The organism is Streptomyces pristinaespiralis (assembly GCF_001278075.1).
Classification (GTDB): Bacteria; Actinomycetota; Actinomycetes; order Streptomycetales; family Streptomycetaceae; genus Streptomyces; species Streptomyces pristinaespiralis.
The window spans coordinates 4,433,561-4,451,561 of the sequence record NZ_CP011340.1 but is presented as its reverse complement, the minus strand read 5'-3'; the positions used below and the strand labels follow the sequence as shown (position 1 = coordinate 4,451,561).

Genomic DNA, 18,001 nt, shown 5'->3' with positions numbered 1-18,001 from the left:
CGCCGTGTCCGCGAAGCCTCCGTCAGGCGCCGACGTAGGCCGCGAGGTGCTCCCCGGTGAGGGTGGAGCGCGCGGCGACGAGGTCGGCGGGTGTGCCCTCGAAGACGATCCGGCCGCCGTCGTGGCCGGCACCTGGGCCGAGATCGATGATCCAGTCGGCGTGTGCCATCACCGCCTGGTGGTGCTCGATGACGATGACCGACTTACCGGAGTCGACGAGCCGGTCGAGCAGGCCGAGCAGCTGCTCGACGTCCGCGAGGTGGAGCCCGGTGGTCGGCTCGTCGAGGATGTACACCCCGCCCTTCTCGGCCATGTGTGTGGCCAGCTTGAGCCGCTGCCGCTCGCCGCCGGACAGCGTGGTGAGCGGCTGGCCGAGGGTGAGGTAGCCGAGGCCGACGTCGGCGAGCCGCTCGAGGATCTTGTGCGCGGTCGGTGTGCGCGCCTCACCGGTTCCGAAGAAGGCCTCGGCCTCGGTCACCGACATCGCCAGCACCTCGCTGATGTCGCGGCCGCCGAGGTGGTACTCCAGCACCGACGCCTGGAACCGCTTGCCCTCGCACTCCTCGCAGGGTGTGGCGACGCCGGCCATCATCGCCAGGTCGATGTAGGTGACGCCGGCGCCGTTGCAGTTCGGGCAAGCTCCCTCGGAGTTGGCGCTGAACAGCGCCGGCTTCACGCCGTTGGCCTTGGCGAACGCCTTGCGGATCGGGTCGAGCAGTCCGGTGTAGGTCGCCGGGTTGCTCCGCCGGGAGCCGCGGATCGCACTCTGGTCGACCGACACCACATCCTCGCCGGCCGGGATCGATCCGTGCAGGAGCGAGCTCTTGCCGGAGCCGGCGACACCCGTGACGACGGCCAGCACGCCGAGCGGGATGTCGACGTCGACGTCGCGCAGGTTGTTCGCCGTCGCGCCACGGATCTCCAGCGTGCCGGTGGGCTTCCGCACCGTCTCCTTGAGGGCGGCCCGGTCGTCGAGATGGCGGCCGGTGATGGTTCCGCCGGCCCGCAGCGCTTCGACGGTGCCCTCGAAGCACACGGTGCCGCCCGCCGTACCGGCGCCGGGGCCGAGGTCGACGACGTGGTCGGCGATCGCGATCGTCTCCGGCTTGTGCTCCACGACGAGCACCGTGTTGCCCTTGTCCCGCAGCCGCAGCAGCAGGTCGTTCATCCGCTGGATGTCATGCGGGTGCAGGCCGATGGTCGGCTCGTCGAAGACGTAGGTGACATCGGTGAGCGAGGAGCCGAGGTGGCGGATCATCTTGACGCGCTGCGCCTCGCCGCCCGACAGGGTGCCCGACGGCCGGTCCAGGGAGAGGTAGCCCAGCCCGATCTCCACGAACGAGTCGAGGGTTCGGCCCAGCGTCGTCAGCAGCGGCGCCACCGACGGCTCGTCGAGACCGCGGACCCACTCGGCCAGGTCGCTGATCTGCATCACGCAGGCGTCGGCGATGCTGATCCCCTTGATCTTCGATGCCCGGGCCCCCTCGCTGAGCCGGGTGCCGTCGCACTCGGGGCAGGTGGTGAAGGTGACCGCCCGCTCCACGAACGCGCGGATGTGCGGCTGCATCGCCTCCTTGTCCTTGGACAGGAACGACTTCTGGATCTTGGGAATCAGCCCCTCGTACGTGAGGTTCACACCCTCGACCTTCACCTTGGTCGGCTCCCGGTGGAGGAAGTCCTGCATCTCCTTCTTGGTGAAGTCGCGGATCGGCTTGTTCGGGTCGAGAAAGCCCGACTCGGCATACAGCCGCACGGTCCAGAAGCTGTCCGACTTCCAGCCGGGGATGGTGAAGGCGCCCTCTGCGATCGACTTGGAGTCGTCGTAGAGCTGGGTGAGGTCGATGTCGGAGACCGCGCCCCTGCCTTCGCAGCGCGGGCACATGCCGCCGGTGCGGGTGAAGGTCGCCTTCACCGCCTTCTTGCCACCGCGCTCGACGGTGATCGCACCGCTCGCCCGGACCGACGGGACGTTGAAGGCGTACGCGCTGGGCGGACCGATGTGCGGCGCTCCGAGCCGGCTGAAGAGAATGCGCAGCATCGCGTTGGCGTCCGTCACGGTGCCCACCGTGGAGCGCGGGTCGGCCCCCAGCCGCTGCTGGTCGACGGTGATCACGGTCGTCAGTCCGTCGAGTACGTCGACCTCGGGCCGTGCCAACGTCGGCATGAAGCCCTGGACGAAGGCACTGTAGGTCTCGTTGATCATCCGCTGTGACTCCGCGGCGATCGTGTTGAACACGAGCGAGCTCTTGCCCGACCCGGAAACACCGGTGAACACCGTCAGACGGCGCTTCGGGATCTCGATGCTGACGTCCTTGAGGTTGTTCTCACGCGCGCCGTGCACGCGGATCAGGTCGTGGCTGTCGGCGACATGCAGCGCAGGCGATCGCGTGTCCGTCCTCGTGGCCTTGCTCATCGTGTCTCCATCTGTTGGGTGGGCCGCCTTCGCGGTGTCCGTCGCGTCGCCTGCTCGACCTGACGGATTCGAGCAGTATGTCTGGTTCTCGTTCGCCGGCACGGCCGCGGCAACGCGCCACGGTGACGCGGCCCTCCGGGGCGCCACCGGCATCGTGGCCGGCCCCCTGCACGGTCCCCGTCCGTGCACGCTCATGATGGTGAGCGCCGGACGCCTCAGCGGAGCTCGTTGACGCGGACCAGGTTGCCGGCGGGATCGCGGAAGGCGCAGTCGCGAACACCGTACGGCTGCTCGGTCGGCTCCTGGACGACATCGGCGCCGCCGGCCTTCAGCCGCGCGAAGGTGCCGTCGAGGTCGGCGGTGGCCAGGGTGATACGGGCGTAGCTGCCCTTGGCCATCATCCCGGCGATGGTGCGGCGCTCGTCGTCGGTGGTGCCGGGGTCAGCGGCCGGCGGCTCCAGGACGATGGACGTCGCGGGCCGGTCGGCGGGGCCGACCGTGATCCAGCGCATGTCGCCGTATCCGACGTCGTTACGGACCTCGAAGCCCAGGATGTCGCGGTAGAAAGCCAGGGAGGCCTCGGGATCGGTGTGCGGGAGGAAGGTCCAGTGAATGCTGATGTCCATGGCGATCACGCTAGTTACGGCGCCATGGCCCGCGCTTCTCGATTCCTGATCGATCCGATCGCGGCTCTCGCCGGCACCGGTTTCGCCGCAGCCGCTGTCGGCACCGGCCGTGACTGCGGATCCCGTCCCTGTTCCCCTTCTTTCCCCTCGCCGGCCTCGGGTGCTGTGGGAAACTGCAGAGGTGAGACGGCAGGATCTCGACGACCTCGTCCGCCTGAGGCGGGCCCGCGACCGGATGGACCGCGACTACGCCGAGCCGCTCGACGTCCCGGCGCTGGCGCGTGACGCCCTGATGTCGCCGGGGCATTTCTCCCGCAGCTTCCGCGCCGCTTACGGCGAGACGCCGTACAGCTACCTGATGACCCGACGCATCGAACGCGCCAAGGCCCTGCTGCGGCGCGGCGACCTCACGGTGACCGAGGTCTGCTTCGCGGTCGGCTGTTCGTCGCTGGGGACGTTCAGCTCGCGCTTCACCGAGTTGGTCGGTGAGAGCCCGAGCGCCTACCGGGCACGGAACCACGACCAAGGCGCCGCCATCCCGGCATGCATGGCCAAGATCCACACGCGGCCGATCAGGAACGGAGAAGCGAACCCCGCCGCTCGGCCATAGCGTGACGGCATGGACATCAGGCTTTCCCAATGCTTCATCGCCGTCGACGACCACGAGAAGGCGATCACCTTCTACCGCGACGTCCTGGGACTCGAGGTACGCAACGACGTGGGGTTCGAGGGGATGCGCTGGGTGACTGTCGGAGCGCCCTCGCAGCCGGACGTGAACATCGTCCTGGAACCGCCCGTCGCCGACCCGAACGCCTCATCGGCCGACAAACAGGCCATGGCGGAGTTGATGGCCAAGGGCCTGCTGCGCGGCGTCATCTTCGCGACGGACGACTGCGACTCCACCTTCGAGCGCATCAGGGCAGCCGGCGGCGAGGTGTTGCAGGAACCCATGGACCAGCCCTACGGCGTCCGTGACTGCGGCTTCCGCGACCCGGCCGGCAACCTGTTGCGCTTCACCCAGCCCCTTCGGAAGTGAGCCCTGGGCCCGTGGGCGGCACCCCGCACCAAGGCCGCAGCTGCAGGTATCTCTCCTTCATGGCCGGCCCGAGATGCGCCTCGATCCCGTACCCGGGTTCCCCCTCGTAGGGAAGGTCGTAGAGGAACGACGTCACGATGACCTCGATCGCGCCGGGCTCGCGACCCCGCGTCTTCTCCTCCAGGAAGGCGAGGACCTGACGCCAGTCGGGACCGTCCGCGTCCCCTTCGTTCAGGTACGAGCGCACGGTGTCCTGCACCACGTCCCAGAAGAACAGGTGCGCGAGCACCCCGTGCTCGTTGAAGACGTGGCACTCGTACGCGTCCTCGAAGCCGGGCACCTGAGCGACCAGATCCTCCACGAGCTGAACACGACCGGCAGCCTTTTCGTCCACCTCGCCCGTGCCCTCGGCCTTGCGCTTCTCTCGCTTCTCGTCACCGGCCGTCATGTGCCGTGACGCTACCCGAGCGGAGTGACTCCTGGTCCGGCTGACGACTCGGGCCCGGCTCCGGCATCGGCCGTGAGGCTCCGGCGCGGGGAGTGGGTCCCCGCGGCACGTGCAGGTTCTCAAAGAGCGTTTTGGCCTGGCAAGGGTGTTTGGTAACTAGCGCGATGCCAGCCGCTTGGGGTGGCCCGGGCTGGCATGTGAGGATCCGCCTGTGGAGTGTGATGTGTGCGGGCGGTCGATGTGGCGGTGGCCGATGGCGCCGGCGGTCTGGGAGGAAGAGATCTGGTCCTGCTTGTGGTGTCACGCCGCCACCCATGTGGGCGGTGAGTGGTTCGAGATCTCGCGACCGCCGTATCTGCCCACGGGGATGCGCTGGGAGGGAGCCGTCGCGGATGGCCTCACCGCCGGCGTCTCCCATGCCTTCGGCATCTTCGACAGGACGTTGTGCGGTATTCAGGAAACTGGCATGTCGCCGTCCGACCACTGGTGGCTGCCGGAACGGGAGGACGCCTGTGGTGCCTGTCGGGAAGCGGCGGATGCCATCGATGACCGCTGGCCGCAGGCGATGAGGGGAGAGAAGGCGCGCGTCAGCGTGGCGCGGAGGCTATGAGTCCTTCCAGTTCGGAGTCGACTCTCGTGTGAGCCTGCGGCTCATGAGGTCGACCATGGCCACTTTGATCATGGCTTCGGAGCGATGCGGGTGGGTTTCGTAATCGCGGACGAGCCGGCGGTGGTGCATGAGCCAGCCGAAGGTCCGCTCGACGACCCAGCGCCGCGGAATCACCTTGAAGCCCTTCTGGGCAGGGTCGCGGCGGGTGACTTCGACGTCGATGCCGAGGCGGGCGCCGTGGTCGATGACCTTGGTGCGGTAGCCGGTATCGGCCCAGGCTTTGGTGATGCGGGGGTGGTCGGCGGCGATGTTCGAGAGCACGTGGATGCCGCCGGCGTTGTCGGAGACGCTGGCTGCAGTGACCAGCACGGCCAGCAGGAGACCGAGTGTGTCGACGCCGATGTGCCGTTTGCGACCTGCGATCTTCTTGCCCGCGTCGATGCCCTGGCCGGCTGCGGGCACGTTGGCTGAGGTCTTGATGCTCTGGGCGTCGAGAACGCAGGCGCTGGGCTCGACATCGCGGCCTTCGGCCTTCCGGACCAGGCGCCGCAGGAGACCGTTGAGCTGGTCGAAGACCTCATCCTTCTGCCAGGCGGCGAAGTATCCGTAGACGGTTTCCCATGGAGGGAAGTCGTGCGGCAGATACCGCCAGGGGATCCCGGTCCGGTCGACGTAGAGGATGGCGTCCATGATTCGGCGCAGATCGTGCTCGGGCGGCTGGCCGATGTCCAGGCTCTTTCCTCTTCGCTCGGCCCGCCAGGCCGTCAGAGTTGGTTCCAGCAGTTTCCAACGGGCATCGGAGAGGTCACTCGGATAGGGCCGCTGCTTACGAGGCATGTTTCTGTAGTACCGATGGCCGCCACTCCACCACAGGGCGCAAACCGGTTCCACCGGGGGCGCGTTGGGATCAGACAGGAGCGAAGGGACCGAAACGGGCCCTCGAAGGCCGCCATCCGCCTCACCTGCCACAAGATGCCTCTACTGCCCCAGCCGACACGAAGCAGTTTGTCACCTGAACTACGATGAAGCGCCCCAGCCGGGACAAAACACTCTTTCAGCCTCTGTTTCATACGCCGATTCTGTGACCTGCAAGTTTTTGGCTTTCTCACGTCGCGTCAGGCCTTTTCCAGCTCACCTCCGTGTCATTTCCTCGGCCTGCGGCCACCACTGCCCATGCCTCAGTCGGCCCGGACGACTCCGGCTCCAGGCTGCGCTCTGTGCGGCGAGTGACGGACGTCTGCGCCATCGAGGGGAATTCGCCTGTTCATCGCCCAGACGGCCAGCGCGCAGACCGCGAATCCTGCCCCGAGGAGGCTGGAGCCTGCCCAGCCGTGGAAGGTGAAGACGGCGGTGGTTGCGGCAGCGCCAAGGGCGGAGCCAAGCGAGTAGAAGACCATATAGCCGCCGATGACGCTGCTGGTGCGATCCGGGTGCGCGGTGGTGAGCAGGTGCTGGTTACTCACATGTACGGCCTGGACCGCGAAGTCGAGGGCCACGATTCCGACGATGAGGAGCCCCAGTGTCCCCGGCAGCTGCGCGATGGCTGCCCACGAGAGGACGAGCAGGGTGAGCGCGAGGCCGGCGACCTGAGTCGTCCGTCCTGCATCCGCCCACCGTCCCGCGCGTGCAGCGCCGAGGGCGCCGGCCAGTCCCGCGATGCCGAACAATCCGATCTGGCTTTCATTCAGATGCCAGGGTGCGTCCGCGAGCGGCAGCGACAGCCCACTCCACAGCGTTCCGAAGGATGCGAACAAGAAGAACGCGATGAGCCCGCGCGTCAGCAGGAGGCGCTGTCCGAAGAGTCCGCCGAGTGAAACGACGGCCTGCCTGTACCCCGCAGGTCCGCTGTGACGGTCTTCTGTCGGCAGTGCGACGAGAACGAGAGCCGCGAGCCCGAGCGACAGCACCGCCAGCACGGCATAGATGCTCCGCCAGCCCCACACATCGGCGAGCGTGCCGGTGACAACCCGTGCGCCCAGGATGCCGACCACAACGCCCGAGGTCACGACGCCGATGTTCCGACCTCGTTCGGCAGGCGGCGAGACCGATGCGGCGTAGGCAACGGTGGTCTGCACGACGACCGCGAACAGCCCAGCCGCTGTGAGCCCCGCGAACGCCATCCATCCGGCTGACGCAAAGGCCGTCAGGAGCATGCCAGTTGCGGTGATCGCCAAGTGCACGGCGATGAGCCGCCGCCGGTTGACGACCACATCGCCGAGCGGCACAAGCAGCACCAGCCCTGCCAGGTAGCCGAACTGACCGGTCGCCACGATCCACCCCGTGTGCGCTGCCGGCACACCGAGATCCCTTCCCATCGGCTCCAGAACCGGCTGCGCGGCATAGATGCCGGCCACCGCGACGCCACACACCGCCGCGAGCAGTAGCCGCCGCCACACGTCCATCGCGCCCCAACCCCAATCAGTAGCGAATTGCAACTGTTTTGACGTTAGGGCATGCTGGTTTCAATCTGCAACTCATTGGGAGGTGTCATGCCGCGCACCACCACGCGCGCCCCGAAGCCCGACTGGACCGACCCCGACTGTCCCGTCGCCCGCACACTCGACCTCGTCGGCGACAGATGGAGCCTTCTCGTCATCCGCGACGCGATGGACGGGGCGCGGTCGTTCACCGAGTTCCAGCGACGTACCGGCATCGCCCGCAACATCCTCACCGAGCGCCTGCGCAAGCTCACCGCTTACGGGCTCCTCGCCCAGCGCACCGCGCCATCGGGCCGCCGTCAGGAATACGTGCTCACCGACGCCGGCCGCGACCTGTTCTCCGTCATCCTCACCCTGCGGCAGTGGGGAGAACGCCACGCCTTCGCCCCCGGCGAGGCGCACTCCACCTTGGTCGACGAGCACGGCACCCCTGTGCCGGAAATCGTCCCGACCAGCGCCGACGGCAGCCCTCTCGACACCGATACCACGCACGTTCAGAAGATCCGGTAGAAGGCAGGACTTCGACCCGTTCGGTGCCCGACACCATGCCCCTGACCTGTGCTTCTCCAGATGCTGTCAGGACTGCCGTCGCCATGACACGACAGAAGAAAATGACACGGAGCCGGAGAACCTACAGCACGGACGATCAGGTCTGCGCCATGTCCACGAACCGCGAGTAGTGACCCTGGAAGGCCACGGTGATCGTCGCCGTGGGGCCGTTACGGTGCTTGGCCACGATCAGGTCCGCCTCGCCCGCGCGCGGGGACTCCTTCTCGTACGCGTCCTCACGGTGCAGCAGGATGACCATGTCCGCGTCCTGCTCGATCGAGCCCGATTCACGGAGGTCGGACACCATCGGCTTCTTGTCCGTGCGCTGCTCGGGGCCTCGGTTCAGCTGCGAGAGCGCGATCACGGGAACCTCGAGCTCCTTCGCGAGCAGCTTGAGGTTACGGGACATGTCGGAGACTTCCTGCTGGCGGCTCTCTGCCCGCTTGGAGCCACCCGACTGCATCAGCTGCAGATAGTCGATGACGACGAGCTTGAGGTCGTTCCGCTGCTTCAGCCGACGGCACTTCGCGCGGATCTCCATCATCGAGAGGTTCGGCGAGTCGTCGATGTAGAGAGGCGCCTGCGAGACGTCCGGCATCCTCCGGGCCAGCCGTGTCCAGTCCTCGTCGGTCATCGTGCCCGACCGCATGTGGTGCAGAGCCACCCTGGCCTCTGCGGACAGCAGTCGCATCGCGATCTCGTTGCGGCCCATTTCGAGCGAGAAGATCACGCTGGGCAGGTTGTTCTTGATCGAAGCGGCTCGCGCGAAGTCGAGCGCCAGCGTCGACTTACCCATCGCGGGACGGGCGGCGATGACGATCATCTGGCCCGGGTGGAGCCCATTGGTCAGGGAGTCGAAGTCGGTGAAGCCTGTCGGCACACCGGTCATCTCGCCACTGCGGGAACCGATCGCCTCGATCTCGTCGAGAGCGCCCTCCATGATGTCGCCGAGCGGCAGGTAGTCCTCGCTCGTGCGCTGCTCGGTGACGGCGTAGATCTCGGCCTGGGCGGAGTTGACGATCTCGTCCACGTCACCGTCGGCCGCGTATCCCATCTGCGTGATCTTGGTGCCGGCCTCCACCAACCGGCGCAGCACCGCCCGCTCGTGGACGATCTCCGCGTAGTACGAGGCGTTGGCCGCGGTCGGGACCGACTGGACCAGCGTGTGCAGGTACGGGGCGCCGCCGACGCGGGTGATCTCACCTCGCTTGACCAGCTCGGCCGCAACGGTGATGGGGTCGGCCGGCTCGCCCTTCGCGTACAGGTCGAGGATGGCCTGGTAGACCGTCTCGTGGGCCGGCCGGTAGAAGTCGTGGCCCTTGATGATCTCTACGACGTCGGCGATGGCGTCCTTGGACAGCAGCATGCCGCCGAGGACGGACTGCTCGGCGTCGAGGTCCTGCGGCGGAACTCGCTCGAATCCCGGGGAGCCACCGTCCCAGCCGCCGCTCTCCCTGCCTCGGTCGTGCTGGTCCTCTCGACCGCGCCCTTCGTGGCGCCGCTGACGGGAGGCGGGGAGACGGTCCCCCGGACTGTCGGCCGCCCACGGGTCGTCCAAGGGCTCGGAAATGCTCACCCGGGCCACCTCCTCCCGTCCGCTCCACGGACCTACGCCGTGGCAGTCTTTTCTACGCCACAGCACTGACAGATCGAGTCGCCGGACTCCGTTCGAAGCGGAGGCTTCCGCACGCCGGGCGACGGTCCACGGTAGGCCCGGCGGCAGCGTCAGCCAATCTGGTTATCCACAGGCCCTGTGGACGAAGGATCAGATGCTGTGGAGAACCGTCCGCAACCTGTGCACGGACCAGGGGACAGCACTGTGGAAAAGTTCACGTCCAGCCCTTCACAACGCATCCCACCTGCGGTTTTCGCATCCACTGCCTGTGGGGGAGAAAAACTTTTCCCACCGGATCAAGATCAGAACAAACGGCGCACCGACCAAGGGCCGACACCCTCACAAGTAAGGACTGCAGGCGGCTTGCATCGCTTACCTGTGGAAGATTAGATTGGCGCCCATGACACAGCTACCGGCAGGGGCGAAGGAACGTCTGCGGCGGCACGACCGGGAGATCGTCACGCTCGCCGTTCCGGCCTTCGGCGCCCTTGTCGCCGAGCCGCTGTTCGTCATGGTCGACAGCGCCATCGTCGGCCATCTCGGCACCCCGCAACTGGCGGGCCTCGGCGTCGCGGCGGCCCTGTTGATGACCGCGGTGAGCGTCTTCGTCTTTCTCGCGTATGCGACCACGGCTGCCGTCGCCCGCCGGGTCGGAGCGGGCGATCTCCAGTCAGCCATCCGGCAGGGGATGGACGGCATCTGGCTGGCGCTGCTCCTCGGCGTCGCCGTCATCGCCGTCACTCTTCCCACGGCGCCATGGCTGGTGGAGGCCTTCGGGGCCTCCGAGACCGCCGCACCTCATGCGATCACGTATCTGCGCATCTCCAGTCTCGGCATCCCCGCCATGCTGATCGTGCTCGCCGCCACCGGAGTGCTCAGGGGTCTGCAGGACACGCGAACCCCCCTCTATGTCGCGGTCGGTGGATTCGCCGCCAACGCGGTACTCAATGCCGGACTGGTCTACGGAGCCGGTTTCGGTATCGCCGGCTCGGCCTGGGGCACCGTGATCGCCCAGTGCGGAATGGCGGTCGCATATCTGGTCGTCGTCATCCGCGGAGCACGCAAGCACGGTTCTTCGCTCCGGCCCGACGCGGCAGGTATACGGGCGAGCGCCCAGGCGGGGGTCCCGCTGCTGGTGCGCACCCTCTCCCTGCGAGCGGTCCTCATGATCGCGACTGCTGTAGCCGCCAGGATGGGCGACGAGGACATCGCCGCCCACCAGATCGTGCTTTCCCTCTGGAGCCTGATGGCCTTCGCGCTGGACGCGATCGCCATTGCCGGGCAGGCCATCATCGGCCGCTATCTGGGGGCCGGTGATACGGAGGGCGCCAAATTGGCCTGTCGGCGGATGGTGCAGTGGGGCGTGGTGTCGGGCGTGGTGCTCGGGATCCTGATCGTGGCCGCCCGGCCGCTCTTCATCCCCCTGTTCACGGGTGACCAGGCGGTCCGGGACACCCTGCTCCCCGCGCTGCTGGTCGTGGCGGTGTCCCAGCCGATCGCCGGTGTGGTGTTCGTGCTGGACGGCGTCCTGATGGGCGCGGGTGACGGGCCCTACCTGGCGGCGGCCATGCTGCTCACCCTGGCCGTGTTCGCCCCGGTCGCCTTGCTGGTCCCCTCTCTCGGAGGTGGACTGACCGCTCTGTGGTGGGCGATGACCTTGATGATGACCGTCCGGCTGCTGACGCTGTGGTGGCGGGCACGTTCCGGTCGGTGGATCGTGACGGGAGCTACACGCTGATCGCTGTTTCACGTGAAACGGCGCCACCGTGAAGGGCCCCTTCATAGTGAAGCGCGGCCGCCGCACAGACGGCGGAAGGGCCGCACCCCGTCGGGTGCGGCCCTTCCTACTGCTCTGTCGAGCGTCAGCGCTTACGCGGCGACGACCTCGACGCCAAGCTGCGCGGCAACCTCGGGGTGCAGACGCACAGACACCTGGTGCGAGCCCAGGGTCTTGATCGGCGAACCGAGCTCGACACGACGCTTGTCGACCTCCGGGCCACCGGCGGCCTTGATCGCCGAGGCGATGTCAGCCGGGGTGACGGAACCGAAGAGGCGGCCGGCGTCGCCGGAGCGAACGGCAAGGCGCACCTTGACGGCCTCGAGCTGACCCTTGATGGAGTTGGCCTGCTCGATGGTCGCGATCTCGTGGATCTTGCGGGCGCGGCGGATCTGCGCCACGTCCTTCTCGCCACCCTTGGTCCAGCGGATCGCGAAACCACGCGGGACCAGGTAGTTGCGAGCGTATCCGTCCTTGACGTCGACGACGTCGCCGGCGGCACCGAGGCCAGACACCTCGTGGGTGAGGATGATCTTCATGTTTCGGTCACCCTTCCCTTATCGCGCGGTGGACGTGTAGGGCAGCAGCGCCATCTCACGGCTGTTCTTGACGGCCGTGGCGACGTCACGCTGGTGCTGCGTGCAGTTGCCGGTCACGCGGCGGGCACGGATCTTGCCGCGGTCGGAAATGAACTTCCGCAGCATGTTCGTGTCCTTGTAGTCCACGTACGCGGTCTTGTCCTTGCAGAAAGCGCAGACCTTCTTCTTAGGCTTGCGCACAGGCGGCTTCGCCATGGTGTATCTCCTGTGTGATCAAGAAGTGGGGTACGAGCTGCCCTAGAAGGGCGGCTCGTCCGAGTAGCCGCCGCCAGAGCCCCCGGAGCCGCCGGAGCTTCCGCCCCAGCCGCCCCCGCCCTGCTGACCGCCGCCGGACGGCGCACCGGTCGCCCAGGGGTCGTCGGCGGGAGCACCGCCGCCACCCTGCTGCTGACCACCGCCGGGGCCGCCGCCCCAGCTGCCGCCGCCCTGCTGGCCGCCGGCACCGCCGCCGTAGCCGCCCTGGCCACCGCGACCGGTGGTCTTGGTGACCTTGGCCGTGGCGTTCTTCAGGCTGGGGCCGACTTCCTCGACGTCCAGCTCGTAGACCGTGCGCTTGACGCCCTCGCGGTCCTCGTAGGACCGCTGCTTGAGCCGTCCCTGCACGACGACACGCATGCCGCGCTGGAGCGACTCGGCGACGTTCTCCGCCGCCTGACGCCAGACCGAGCAGGTGAGGAAGAGGCTCTCGCCGTCCTTCCACTCGTTGGTCTGGCGGTCGAAGGTGCGGGGAGTGGACGCGACACGGAACTTCGCGACCGCCGCACCGGACGGGGTGAAGCGCAGCTCGGGGTCGTCGACGAGATTGCCGACGACCGTGATGACGGTCTCGCCTGCCATGGGTGAACCTCTCGGCGGGATTGCTGCTGGCTGCTTGCTGCTACTCGAAACCCGATGACCTCTGAGCTAGGTGCTCAGTGGGTCTCGGGACGGAGGACCTTGGTCCGGAGGACCGACTCGTTCAGGTTCATCTGGCGGTCGAGCTCCTTGACGACCGCAGGCTCGGCCTGCAGGTCGATGACCGAGTAGATGCCCTCGGGCTTCTTCTTGATCTCGTAAGCGAGACGACGACGGCCCCAGGTGTCGACCTTCTCGACCTTTCCGTTGCCCTCACGGACGACGGAGAGGAAGTTCTCGATCAGCGGGGAGACAGCGCGCTCCTCGAGATCGGGGTCGAGGATGACCATCACCTCGTAGTGACGCATGTGGAACCCACCTCCTTTGGACTCAGCGGCCACGGTCGTTCCGTGGCAGGAGGGTCGTGATGCGTGAGCAACGGTATCGGCCGCCACTGACAATCCCCCCTCGTCGAGTGGAGATCGCGTCATGGCCTGGGCAGACACCGGTGCAGACCGTACAGAGTACCCGCACTCCGGCTTCCGGTTGAAATCCGGTGGCCCATGGCCGCAATCTGTACACATCGGGTGGACGCGGCGCTACGATGCGCCGCCTTCCGGCAAAGCCAGGAGGTGCCTCATGGCACAGGCAATGCGACGTCACTCCTCCGTCTCGCTGTTCGCCACGGACGGCAGGTCTCATCCCCTTCAGGACACCCTGATGGCGGTGACGCTGGTACTGGGCGCTCTCGCGTTCATCTCGGCGATGTTCCATCACCTGCATCTGCTCAGCTCGTGGGCAGGGCTCATCGGGATCGCGACCGGCGCGTACGGCCAGTACATCTCCGCGACGACACGTGAGCGGTTCCTGCTGATCATCGGGCTGGGCGCGTCCGCGGTGGGGTTCTTCCTCGGAATGGCCCACGGCGGGCTCTTCGGTGGCGTCCTCGGCTGAGGCCAGGGGGCGACGAACACAAGGGCGGGGGCCGGAGCGGGCCGATCGGCGGCCCGCTCCCGCGCACAGCCATTCGGGCCCCAGCCACGGACCAGTAGGCTTCGGCGCGAGAGCCGGAGCCCCTGACCCATGGGGACACACCTGCCGAGGAGCGCCCCGCATGAGCCTGACCCTGAGGACCATCAGTCGTGAGCAGCATCTGGCATACATCCAGACCCTGCCCTCGGCGAGTCACTGCCAGGTCCCGGCGTGGGCGGACGTGAAGACGGAATGGCGTTCGGAGAACCTCGGCTGGTTCGACAAGAACGGTGAGCTCGTCGGCGCGGGCCTGGTGCTCTACCGCCAGCTCCCCAAGATCAAGCGGTACCTGGCGTACCTCCCCGAGGGCCCGGTGATCAACTGGTACGCCCCCAACCTGGACGACTGGCTCCAGCCGATGCTGGCGCACCTGAAGAACCAGGGCGCGTTCTCGGTGAAGATGGGGCCGCCCGTCGTGATCCGCCGCTGGGACGCCCCGGCGATCAAGGCCGGCATCCAGGACCCGGACGTGAAGCGACTGCGCGACGTGGAAGCGACGCACATCGAGCCGCGCGCGTTCGAAGTGGCGGACCGGCTGCGGAAGATGGGCTGGCAGCAGGGCGAGGACGGCGGTGCCGGCTTCGGTGACGTCCAGCCCCGCTACGTCTATCAGGTGCCGCTGGCCAACCGCTCGCTCGACGACGTCCTCAAGGGCTTCAACCAGCTGTGGCGGCGCAACATCAAGAAGGCCGAGAAGGCCGGCGTCGAGGTCGTGCAGGGCCGCTACGAGGACCTCGCCGAATGGCAGCGGCTGTACGAGATCACGGCCGAGCGGGACCGCTTCCGGCCGCGGCCCCTCTCGTACTTCCAGCGCATGTGGACGGTGCTGAACAACGAGGACCCGAACCGCATGCGCCTGTACTTCGCGCGGCACAACGGGGTCAACCTGTCCGCGGCGACGATGCTCGTCGTCGGTGGGCATGTCTGGTACTCGTACGGTGCCTCGGACAACATCGGGCGTGAGGTCCGGCCCTCGAACGCGATGCAGTGGCGGATGCTCCGCGACGCGTACGCCATGGGCGCGACGGTCTACGACCTGCGCGGCATCAGCGACTCGCTCGACGAGACGGACCACCTCTTCGGCCTGATCCAGTTCAAGGTCGGGACCGGCGGCGAGGCCGTCGAGTACGTCGGCGAGTGGGACTTCCCGCTCAACAAGCTCCTCCACAAGGCGCTGGACATCTACATGTCGCGTCGCTGACGACGCCGCGGCCGACTCCGTAGTCTCGTACACATCTCTGATACACCGCAGCCACCAGAAAGGTTCCGGGCCGGCCATGGCGCTCTCCCTCTACGTCGACACCGCTCGCTGGCGGGCGCACCAGAAGTCGGTGATCGACCAGTTCCCCGGTCTCGTCCCGGTCTGCAAGGGCAACGGCTACGGCTTCGGCCACGAACGGTTGTCGGAGGAGGCGTCACGCTTCGGCGCCGACATGCTCGCGGTGGGCACGACGTACGAGGCCGCTCGGATCAAGGACTGGTTCAGCGGTGATCTCCTGGTGCTCACGCCCTTCCGGCGCGGTGAGGAACCGGTTCCGCTGCCCGACAGGGTGGTCCGCTCCGTCTCCTCCGTCGACGGCGTGCACGCGCTGGTGGGAGCCCGGGTCGTCATCGAGTGCATGAGCTCGATGAAGCGCCACGGCATCTCCGAGCAGGACCTGGGCCAGTTGCACGCCGCCATCGAGGACGTACGGCTGGAGGGCTTCGCCCTGCACCTGCCGCTGGACCGGACCGACGGCTCGGACGCGGTCGAGGAAGTCATCGGCTGGATGGACCGGCTGCGTGCGGCCAGGCTGCCGCTGCACACGATGTTCGTGAGTCATCTGCGCGCCCAGGAGCAGGCCCGGCTGCAGCAGCAGTTCCCGCAGACCCGCTTCCGCGCGCGGATAGGGACGCGGCTGTGGCTCGGCGACCACGAGTCCACCGAGTACCGCGGCGCCGTGCTCGATGTGACCCGCGTGTCCAGGGGGGATCGTTTCGGCTACCGCCAGCAGAAGGCCGCCTCGGACGGCTGGCTCGTCGTGGTGGCGGGCGGCACGTCGCACGGTGTCGGCCTGGAGGCGCCCAAGGCGCTGCACGGCGTGATGCCGCGCGCCAAGGGCGTCGCACGGGCGGGACTGGCGACGGTCAACCGCAATCTGTCGCCGTTCGTGTGGGCGGGCAAGCAGCGCTGGTTCGCCGAACCGCCCCACATGCAGGTCTCGATCCTGTTCGTGCCCGCCGACGCGCAGGAGCCGAAGGTCGGGGACGAGCTGGTGGCGCACCTGCGGCACACCACGACCCAGTTCGACCGGCTGGTGGACCGCTAGCAGGCCCTCGTCCCCCGGTGGGACCGGGGGACGGCCGTGCGCAGCCTTCCCGGCGGGCCCGGGGGCTGCGCGCAGTCCTCGCGCCGAGCCCCGCAGAGGGCCTCAGGCGGAAGGATGCGGTCCCGCCTCCGGCCCGCTCCCGGCCTTCACGCCCCACTCCACCCGCGGACCTTCCTCGGCGTGGGCGGCGTGCCGCGGCGGATGCGCCGCCGGCCCCAGCACGAACGCGTCCGGAGCGCCGTCGAGCACGCCCCCGCCCGGATCGTCGGAACCGTCCTGACGCACACCGTCGCGTTCCGGCATGAGGACGTCGCGCACGATCACGGCGCACAGGTACAGCGTCCCGAGCAGGTGGAGCGCGATGGCCAGCTGGTAGCCCTCCTGCGGCAGCCCCTGGTGCTTGGGGCTGGTCGTGTAGGCGAGGTACATCCAGATGCCCAGGTAGTACATGACCTCGCACGCCTGCCAGATGAGGAAGTCCCGCCAGCGGGGACGCGCGAGGGCGGCGAGCGGGATCAGCCACAGCACGTACTGCGGCGAGTAGACCTTGTTGGTGAGGATGAACGCGGCCACCACCAGGAAGGCGAGCTGTGCGAAGCGGGGGCGGCGCGGTGCCCTCAGCGTGAGCAGGCCGATGCCCGCACAGGCAAGGATCATCAGCAAAGTGGCGTAGATGTTGACCTTCTCCACGTCGATCGATTCGCCGGTGCGCTGCGTGATGATCAGCCAGAACGACCCGAAGTCGACCTGGCGTTCCTGGCTGAAGGTGTAGAACTTCTTCCAGCCCTGTGGCGCGAACAGCATCACAGGGAGGTTGACCACGAGCCAGGCTGCCGCCGCGCCGAGCATCGCCGTGGCGAACTCCCGCCACTTGCCCGCCCGCCAGCACAGGACGAGCAGAGGGCCGAGCAGCAGCACCGGATAGAGCTTGGCCGCGGTCGCGAGTCCGATCAGGACACCGAACGCGAGAACCCTGCCGCGTGACCACATCAGCATCGCCGCGGCGGTGAGAGCCACCGCGAGCAGGTCCCAGTTGATGGTGGCCGTCAGCGCGAAGGCGGGGGCCAGGGCGACGAGCAGCGCGTCCCAGGGGCGCCGGCGGTGCGTGCGGGCGACACAGACGGCGATGACGGCCGCGCAGATCATCAGCAGACCCGCATTGACCATCCAGTACATCTGCTGCTGCTCCTGGCCGGAGCCGCCGCCGAGGCGGCCGATCCAGGAGGCCACCTGCATGAAGAGGCCCGTCAGCACGGGGTACTCCAGGTACTCCATGTCGCCGGGCAGCCGGTCGAAGTACGGGATCAGGCTCTCGGAGAAGCCCCGGCCCACGAACAGATGGGGGATGTCCGAGTAGCAGGCATGGGTGTACTGCGAGCTGGTGCCCCTGAACCATGCCCAGTTGTAACAGGGCAGCTTCTGCACCATGCCCAGCGCGAACATGCCGATGGCGACCAGCGCCACCACACGCACGGGCGTCAGCGGGCCGTCCTCGCCGCGCGACGCCCAGCGTCCGGCCGGTCCGCCGATCAGTTCGCTGCCTGCCGCGGCGATCCGGTCACGCCGTGTGGGGCGTACGTCGGCAGCCTCGGGGCGTACGTCAGGCCGTTCCTCGTACACGCTCGTCTCTTCTGCGCTGGGCATGGTGCACATCCTGCCGTACGGGTGGGGGAGAACGACGAGGGCCGCCGCTCCGGGGATCGGGCACGAATGCC

General features: G+C 67.9%; 19 protein-coding genes. 8 read left to right on the top strand and 11 right to left on the bottom strand.

Annotation, left to right across the window (positions count from 1 at the left end):
• Positions 1-22 precede the first annotated feature (22 nt).
• A complete protein-coding gene (locus tag SPRI_RS18850) occupies positions 23-2,413 on the bottom strand; it encodes an ATP-binding cassette domain-containing protein (RefSeq protein WP_005315051.1) in 2,391 nt (796 codons plus the stop codon).
• A gap of 215 nt (positions 2,414-2,628) precedes the next feature.
• Complete coding sequence (locus tag SPRI_RS18845; RefSeq protein ID WP_005315049.1) at positions 2,629-3,039, bottom strand: VOC family protein; 411 nt, start codon at positions 3,037-3,039, stop codon at positions 2,629-2,631.
• Positions 3,040-3,274: 235 nt separating this feature from the next.
• Here SPRI_RS18845 and SPRI_RS18840 point away from each other — a divergent pair, with 235 nt between their 5' ends.
• Together SPRI_RS18840 and SPRI_RS18835 are read left to right on the top strand one after the other, a co-directional pair.
• On the top strand, positions 3,275-3,649 hold the full coding sequence (locus SPRI_RS18840) for a helix-turn-helix transcriptional regulator (RefSeq protein WP_199782752.1): 375 nt from the start codon (positions 3,275-3,277) through the stop codon (positions 3,647-3,649).
• 9 nt (positions 3,650-3,658) lie between these two features.
• Positions 3,659-4,075, top strand: a complete 417-nt coding sequence (locus SPRI_RS18835; RefSeq protein ID WP_005315044.1) for a VOC family protein — start codon at positions 3,659-3,661, stop codon at positions 4,073-4,075.
• Here the strand turns inward: SPRI_RS18835 and SPRI_RS18830 are convergent.
• Positions 4,053-4,523: a hypothetical protein gene (locus SPRI_RS18830; RefSeq protein ID WP_005315042.1), complete on the bottom strand. Its 471-nt coding sequence runs from the start codon at positions 4,521-4,523 to the stop codon at positions 4,053-4,055. The two genes, SPRI_RS18835 and SPRI_RS18830, sit on opposite strands and share 23 nt — an antisense overlap.
• 211 nt (positions 4,524-4,734) lie before the next feature.
• On the opposite strand from SPRI_RS18830, the gene SPRI_RS18825 reads away from it, so the two are divergent.
• Complete coding sequence (locus SPRI_RS18825) at positions 4,735-5,133, top strand: hypothetical protein (protein WP_037774214.1); 399 nt, start codon at positions 4,735-4,737, stop codon at positions 5,131-5,133.
• Here the strand turns inward: SPRI_RS18825 and SPRI_RS18820 are convergent.
• Both SPRI_RS18820 and SPRI_RS18815 read right to left on the bottom strand, forming a co-directional pair.
• Positions 5,128-5,970: an IS5 family transposase gene (locus SPRI_RS18820; protein ID WP_005315039.1), complete on the bottom strand. Its 843-nt coding sequence runs from the start codon at positions 5,968-5,970 to the stop codon at positions 5,128-5,130. The two genes, SPRI_RS18825 and SPRI_RS18820, sit on opposite strands and share 6 nt — an antisense overlap.
• 341 nt (positions 5,971-6,311) lie before the next feature.
• Complete coding sequence (locus SPRI_RS18815; protein WP_005315037.1) at positions 6,312-7,535, bottom strand: MFS transporter; 1,224 nt, start codon at positions 7,533-7,535, stop codon at positions 6,312-6,314.
• An 87-nt stretch (positions 7,536-7,622) separates the two neighbouring features.
• Here SPRI_RS18815 and SPRI_RS18810 point away from each other — a divergent pair, with 87 nt between their 5' ends.
• Complete coding sequence (locus SPRI_RS18810) at positions 7,623-8,081, top strand: winged helix-turn-helix transcriptional regulator (RefSeq protein ID WP_037774212.1); 459 nt, start codon at positions 7,623-7,625, stop codon at positions 8,079-8,081.
• A gap of 136 nt (positions 8,082-8,217) precedes the next feature.
• On the opposite strand, the gene dnaB is transcribed toward SPRI_RS18810, so the two are convergent.
• Entirely contained in the window at positions 8,218-9,696 is a 1,479-nt protein-coding gene (dnaB, locus tag SPRI_RS18805; RefSeq protein WP_005315032.1) for a replicative DNA helicase, read from the bottom strand.
• 439 nt (positions 9,697-10,135) lie between these two features.
• Here dnaB and SPRI_RS18800 point away from each other — a divergent pair, with 439 nt between their 5' ends.
• Positions 10,136-11,473 (top strand): MATE family efflux transporter, encoded by a 1,338-nt coding sequence (locus SPRI_RS18800; protein ID WP_037774207.1) that lies wholly within the window; start codon positions 10,136-10,138, stop codon positions 11,471-11,473.
• 131 nt (positions 11,474-11,604) lie between these two features.
• Here SPRI_RS18800 and rplI read toward each other — a convergent pair whose 3' ends face one another.
• From rplI to rpsF, 4 genes are all read right to left on the bottom strand, one after another.
• The gene (rplI, locus tag SPRI_RS18795) at positions 11,605-12,051 is read right to left on the bottom strand and encodes a 50S ribosomal protein L9 (protein WP_005315027.1); all 447 of its coding nucleotides are present in this window, start codon (positions 12,049-12,051) and stop codon (positions 11,605-11,607) included.
• Positions 12,052-12,069: 18 nt separating this feature from the next.
• Positions 12,070-12,306, bottom strand: coding sequence for a 30S ribosomal protein S18 (gene rpsR, locus SPRI_RS18790; RefSeq protein WP_005315025.1), 237 nt, complete (start codon positions 12,304-12,306; stop codon positions 12,070-12,072).
• A gap of 42 nt (positions 12,307-12,348) precedes the next feature.
• Entirely contained in the window at positions 12,349-12,948 is a 600-nt protein-coding gene (locus SPRI_RS18785) for a single-stranded DNA-binding protein (protein WP_053557112.1), read from the bottom strand.
• 74 nt (positions 12,949-13,022) lie between these two features.
• Positions 13,023-13,313: a 30S ribosomal protein S6 gene (gene rpsF, locus SPRI_RS18780; RefSeq protein WP_004950685.1), complete on the bottom strand. Its 291-nt coding sequence runs from the start codon at positions 13,311-13,313 to the stop codon at positions 13,023-13,025.
• Positions 13,314-13,584: 271 nt separating this feature from the next.
• Here rpsF and SPRI_RS18775 point away from each other — a divergent pair, with 271 nt between their 5' ends.
• The 3 genes from SPRI_RS18775 to SPRI_RS18765 all read left to right on the top strand — a co-directional run bounded on the left by SPRI_RS18775 (position 13,585) and on the right by SPRI_RS18765 (position 16,286).
• Positions 13,585-13,899, top strand: coding sequence for a hypothetical protein (locus tag SPRI_RS18775; RefSeq protein ID WP_005315019.1), 315 nt, complete (start codon positions 13,585-13,587; stop codon positions 13,897-13,899).
• A gap of 160 nt (positions 13,900-14,059) precedes the next feature.
• Positions 14,060-15,178 (top strand): lipid II:glycine glycyltransferase FemX, encoded by a 1,119-nt coding sequence (locus SPRI_RS18770; RefSeq protein WP_005315017.1) that lies wholly within the window; start codon positions 14,060-14,062, stop codon positions 15,176-15,178.
• A gap of 76 nt (positions 15,179-15,254) precedes the next feature.
• Positions 15,255-16,286 carry an alanine racemase gene (locus tag SPRI_RS18765; RefSeq protein WP_005315015.1) on the top strand — a complete coding sequence of 344 codons (1,032 nt, stop codon included), beginning with the start codon at positions 15,255-15,257 and terminating at the stop codon, positions 16,284-16,286.
• A 102-nt stretch (positions 16,287-16,388) separates the two neighbouring features.
• On the opposite strand, the gene SPRI_RS18760 is transcribed toward SPRI_RS18765, so the two are convergent.
• Positions 16,389-17,930, bottom strand: coding sequence for a glycosyltransferase family 87 protein (locus tag SPRI_RS18760; RefSeq protein ID WP_005315013.1), 1,542 nt, complete (start codon positions 17,928-17,930; stop codon positions 16,389-16,391).
• Between the last annotated feature and the right edge of the window lie 71 nt (positions 17,931-18,001).

Bases quoted from the DNA above. Each gene is read 5' to 3' on its own strand.
- SPRI_RS18840 (WP_199782752.1), top strand. From the start codon at position 3,275: ATGGACCGCGACTACGCCGAGCCGCTCGACGTCCCGGCGCTGGCGCGT.
- SPRI_RS18760 (WP_005315013.1), bottom strand. From the start codon at position 17,930: ATGCCCAGCGCAGAAGAGACGAGCGTGTACGAGGAACGGCCTGACGTA.
- rplI (WP_005315027.1), bottom strand. From the start codon at position 12,051: ATGAAGATCATCCTCACCCACGAGGTGTCTGGCCTCGGTGCCGCCGGC.
- SPRI_RS18775 (WP_005315019.1), top strand. From the start codon at position 13,585: ATGGCACAGGCAATGCGACGTCACTCCTCCGTCTCGCTGTTCGCCACG.
- SPRI_RS18815 (WP_005315037.1), bottom strand. From the start codon at position 7,535: ATGGACGTGTGGCGGCGGCTACTGCTCGCGGCGGTGTGTGGCGTCGCG.
- SPRI_RS18820 (WP_005315039.1), bottom strand. From the start codon at position 5,970: ATGCCTCGTAAGCAGCGGCCCTATCCGAGTGACCTCTCCGATGCCCGT.
- SPRI_RS18800 (WP_037774207.1), top strand. From the start codon at position 10,136: ATGACACAGCTACCGGCAGGGGCGAAGGAACGTCTGCGGCGGCACGAC.
- rpsR (WP_005315025.1), bottom strand. From the start codon at position 12,306: ATGGCGAAGCCGCCTGTGCGCAAGCCTAAGAAGAAGGTCTGCGCTTTC.
- SPRI_RS18850 (WP_005315051.1), bottom strand. From the start codon at position 2,413: ATGAGCAAGGCCACGAGGACGGACACGCGATCGCCTGCGCTGCATGTC.
- SPRI_RS18785 (WP_053557112.1), bottom strand. From the start codon at position 12,948: ATGGCAGGCGAGACCGTCATCACGGTCGTCGGCAATCTCGTCGACGAC.
- rpsF (WP_004950685.1), bottom strand. From the start codon at position 13,313: ATGCGTCACTACGAGGTGATGGTCATCCTCGACCCCGATCTCGAGGAG.
- SPRI_RS18770 (WP_005315017.1), top strand. From the start codon at position 14,060: ATGAGCCTGACCCTGAGGACCATCAGTCGTGAGCAGCATCTGGCATAC.
- SPRI_RS18765 (WP_005315015.1), top strand. From the start codon at position 15,255: ATGGCGCTCTCCCTCTACGTCGACACCGCTCGCTGGCGGGCGCACCAG.
- SPRI_RS18845 (WP_005315049.1), bottom strand. From the start codon at position 3,039: ATGGACATCAGCATTCACTGGACCTTCCTCCCGCACACCGATCCCGAG.
- SPRI_RS18835 (WP_005315044.1), top strand. From the start codon at position 3,659: ATGGACATCAGGCTTTCCCAATGCTTCATCGCCGTCGACGACCACGAG.
- SPRI_RS18830 (WP_005315042.1), bottom strand. From the start codon at position 4,523: ATGACGGCCGGTGACGAGAAGCGAGAGAAGCGCAAGGCCGAGGGCACG.
- SPRI_RS18810 (WP_037774212.1), top strand. From the start codon at position 7,623: ATGCCGCGCACCACCACGCGCGCCCCGAAGCCCGACTGGACCGACCCC.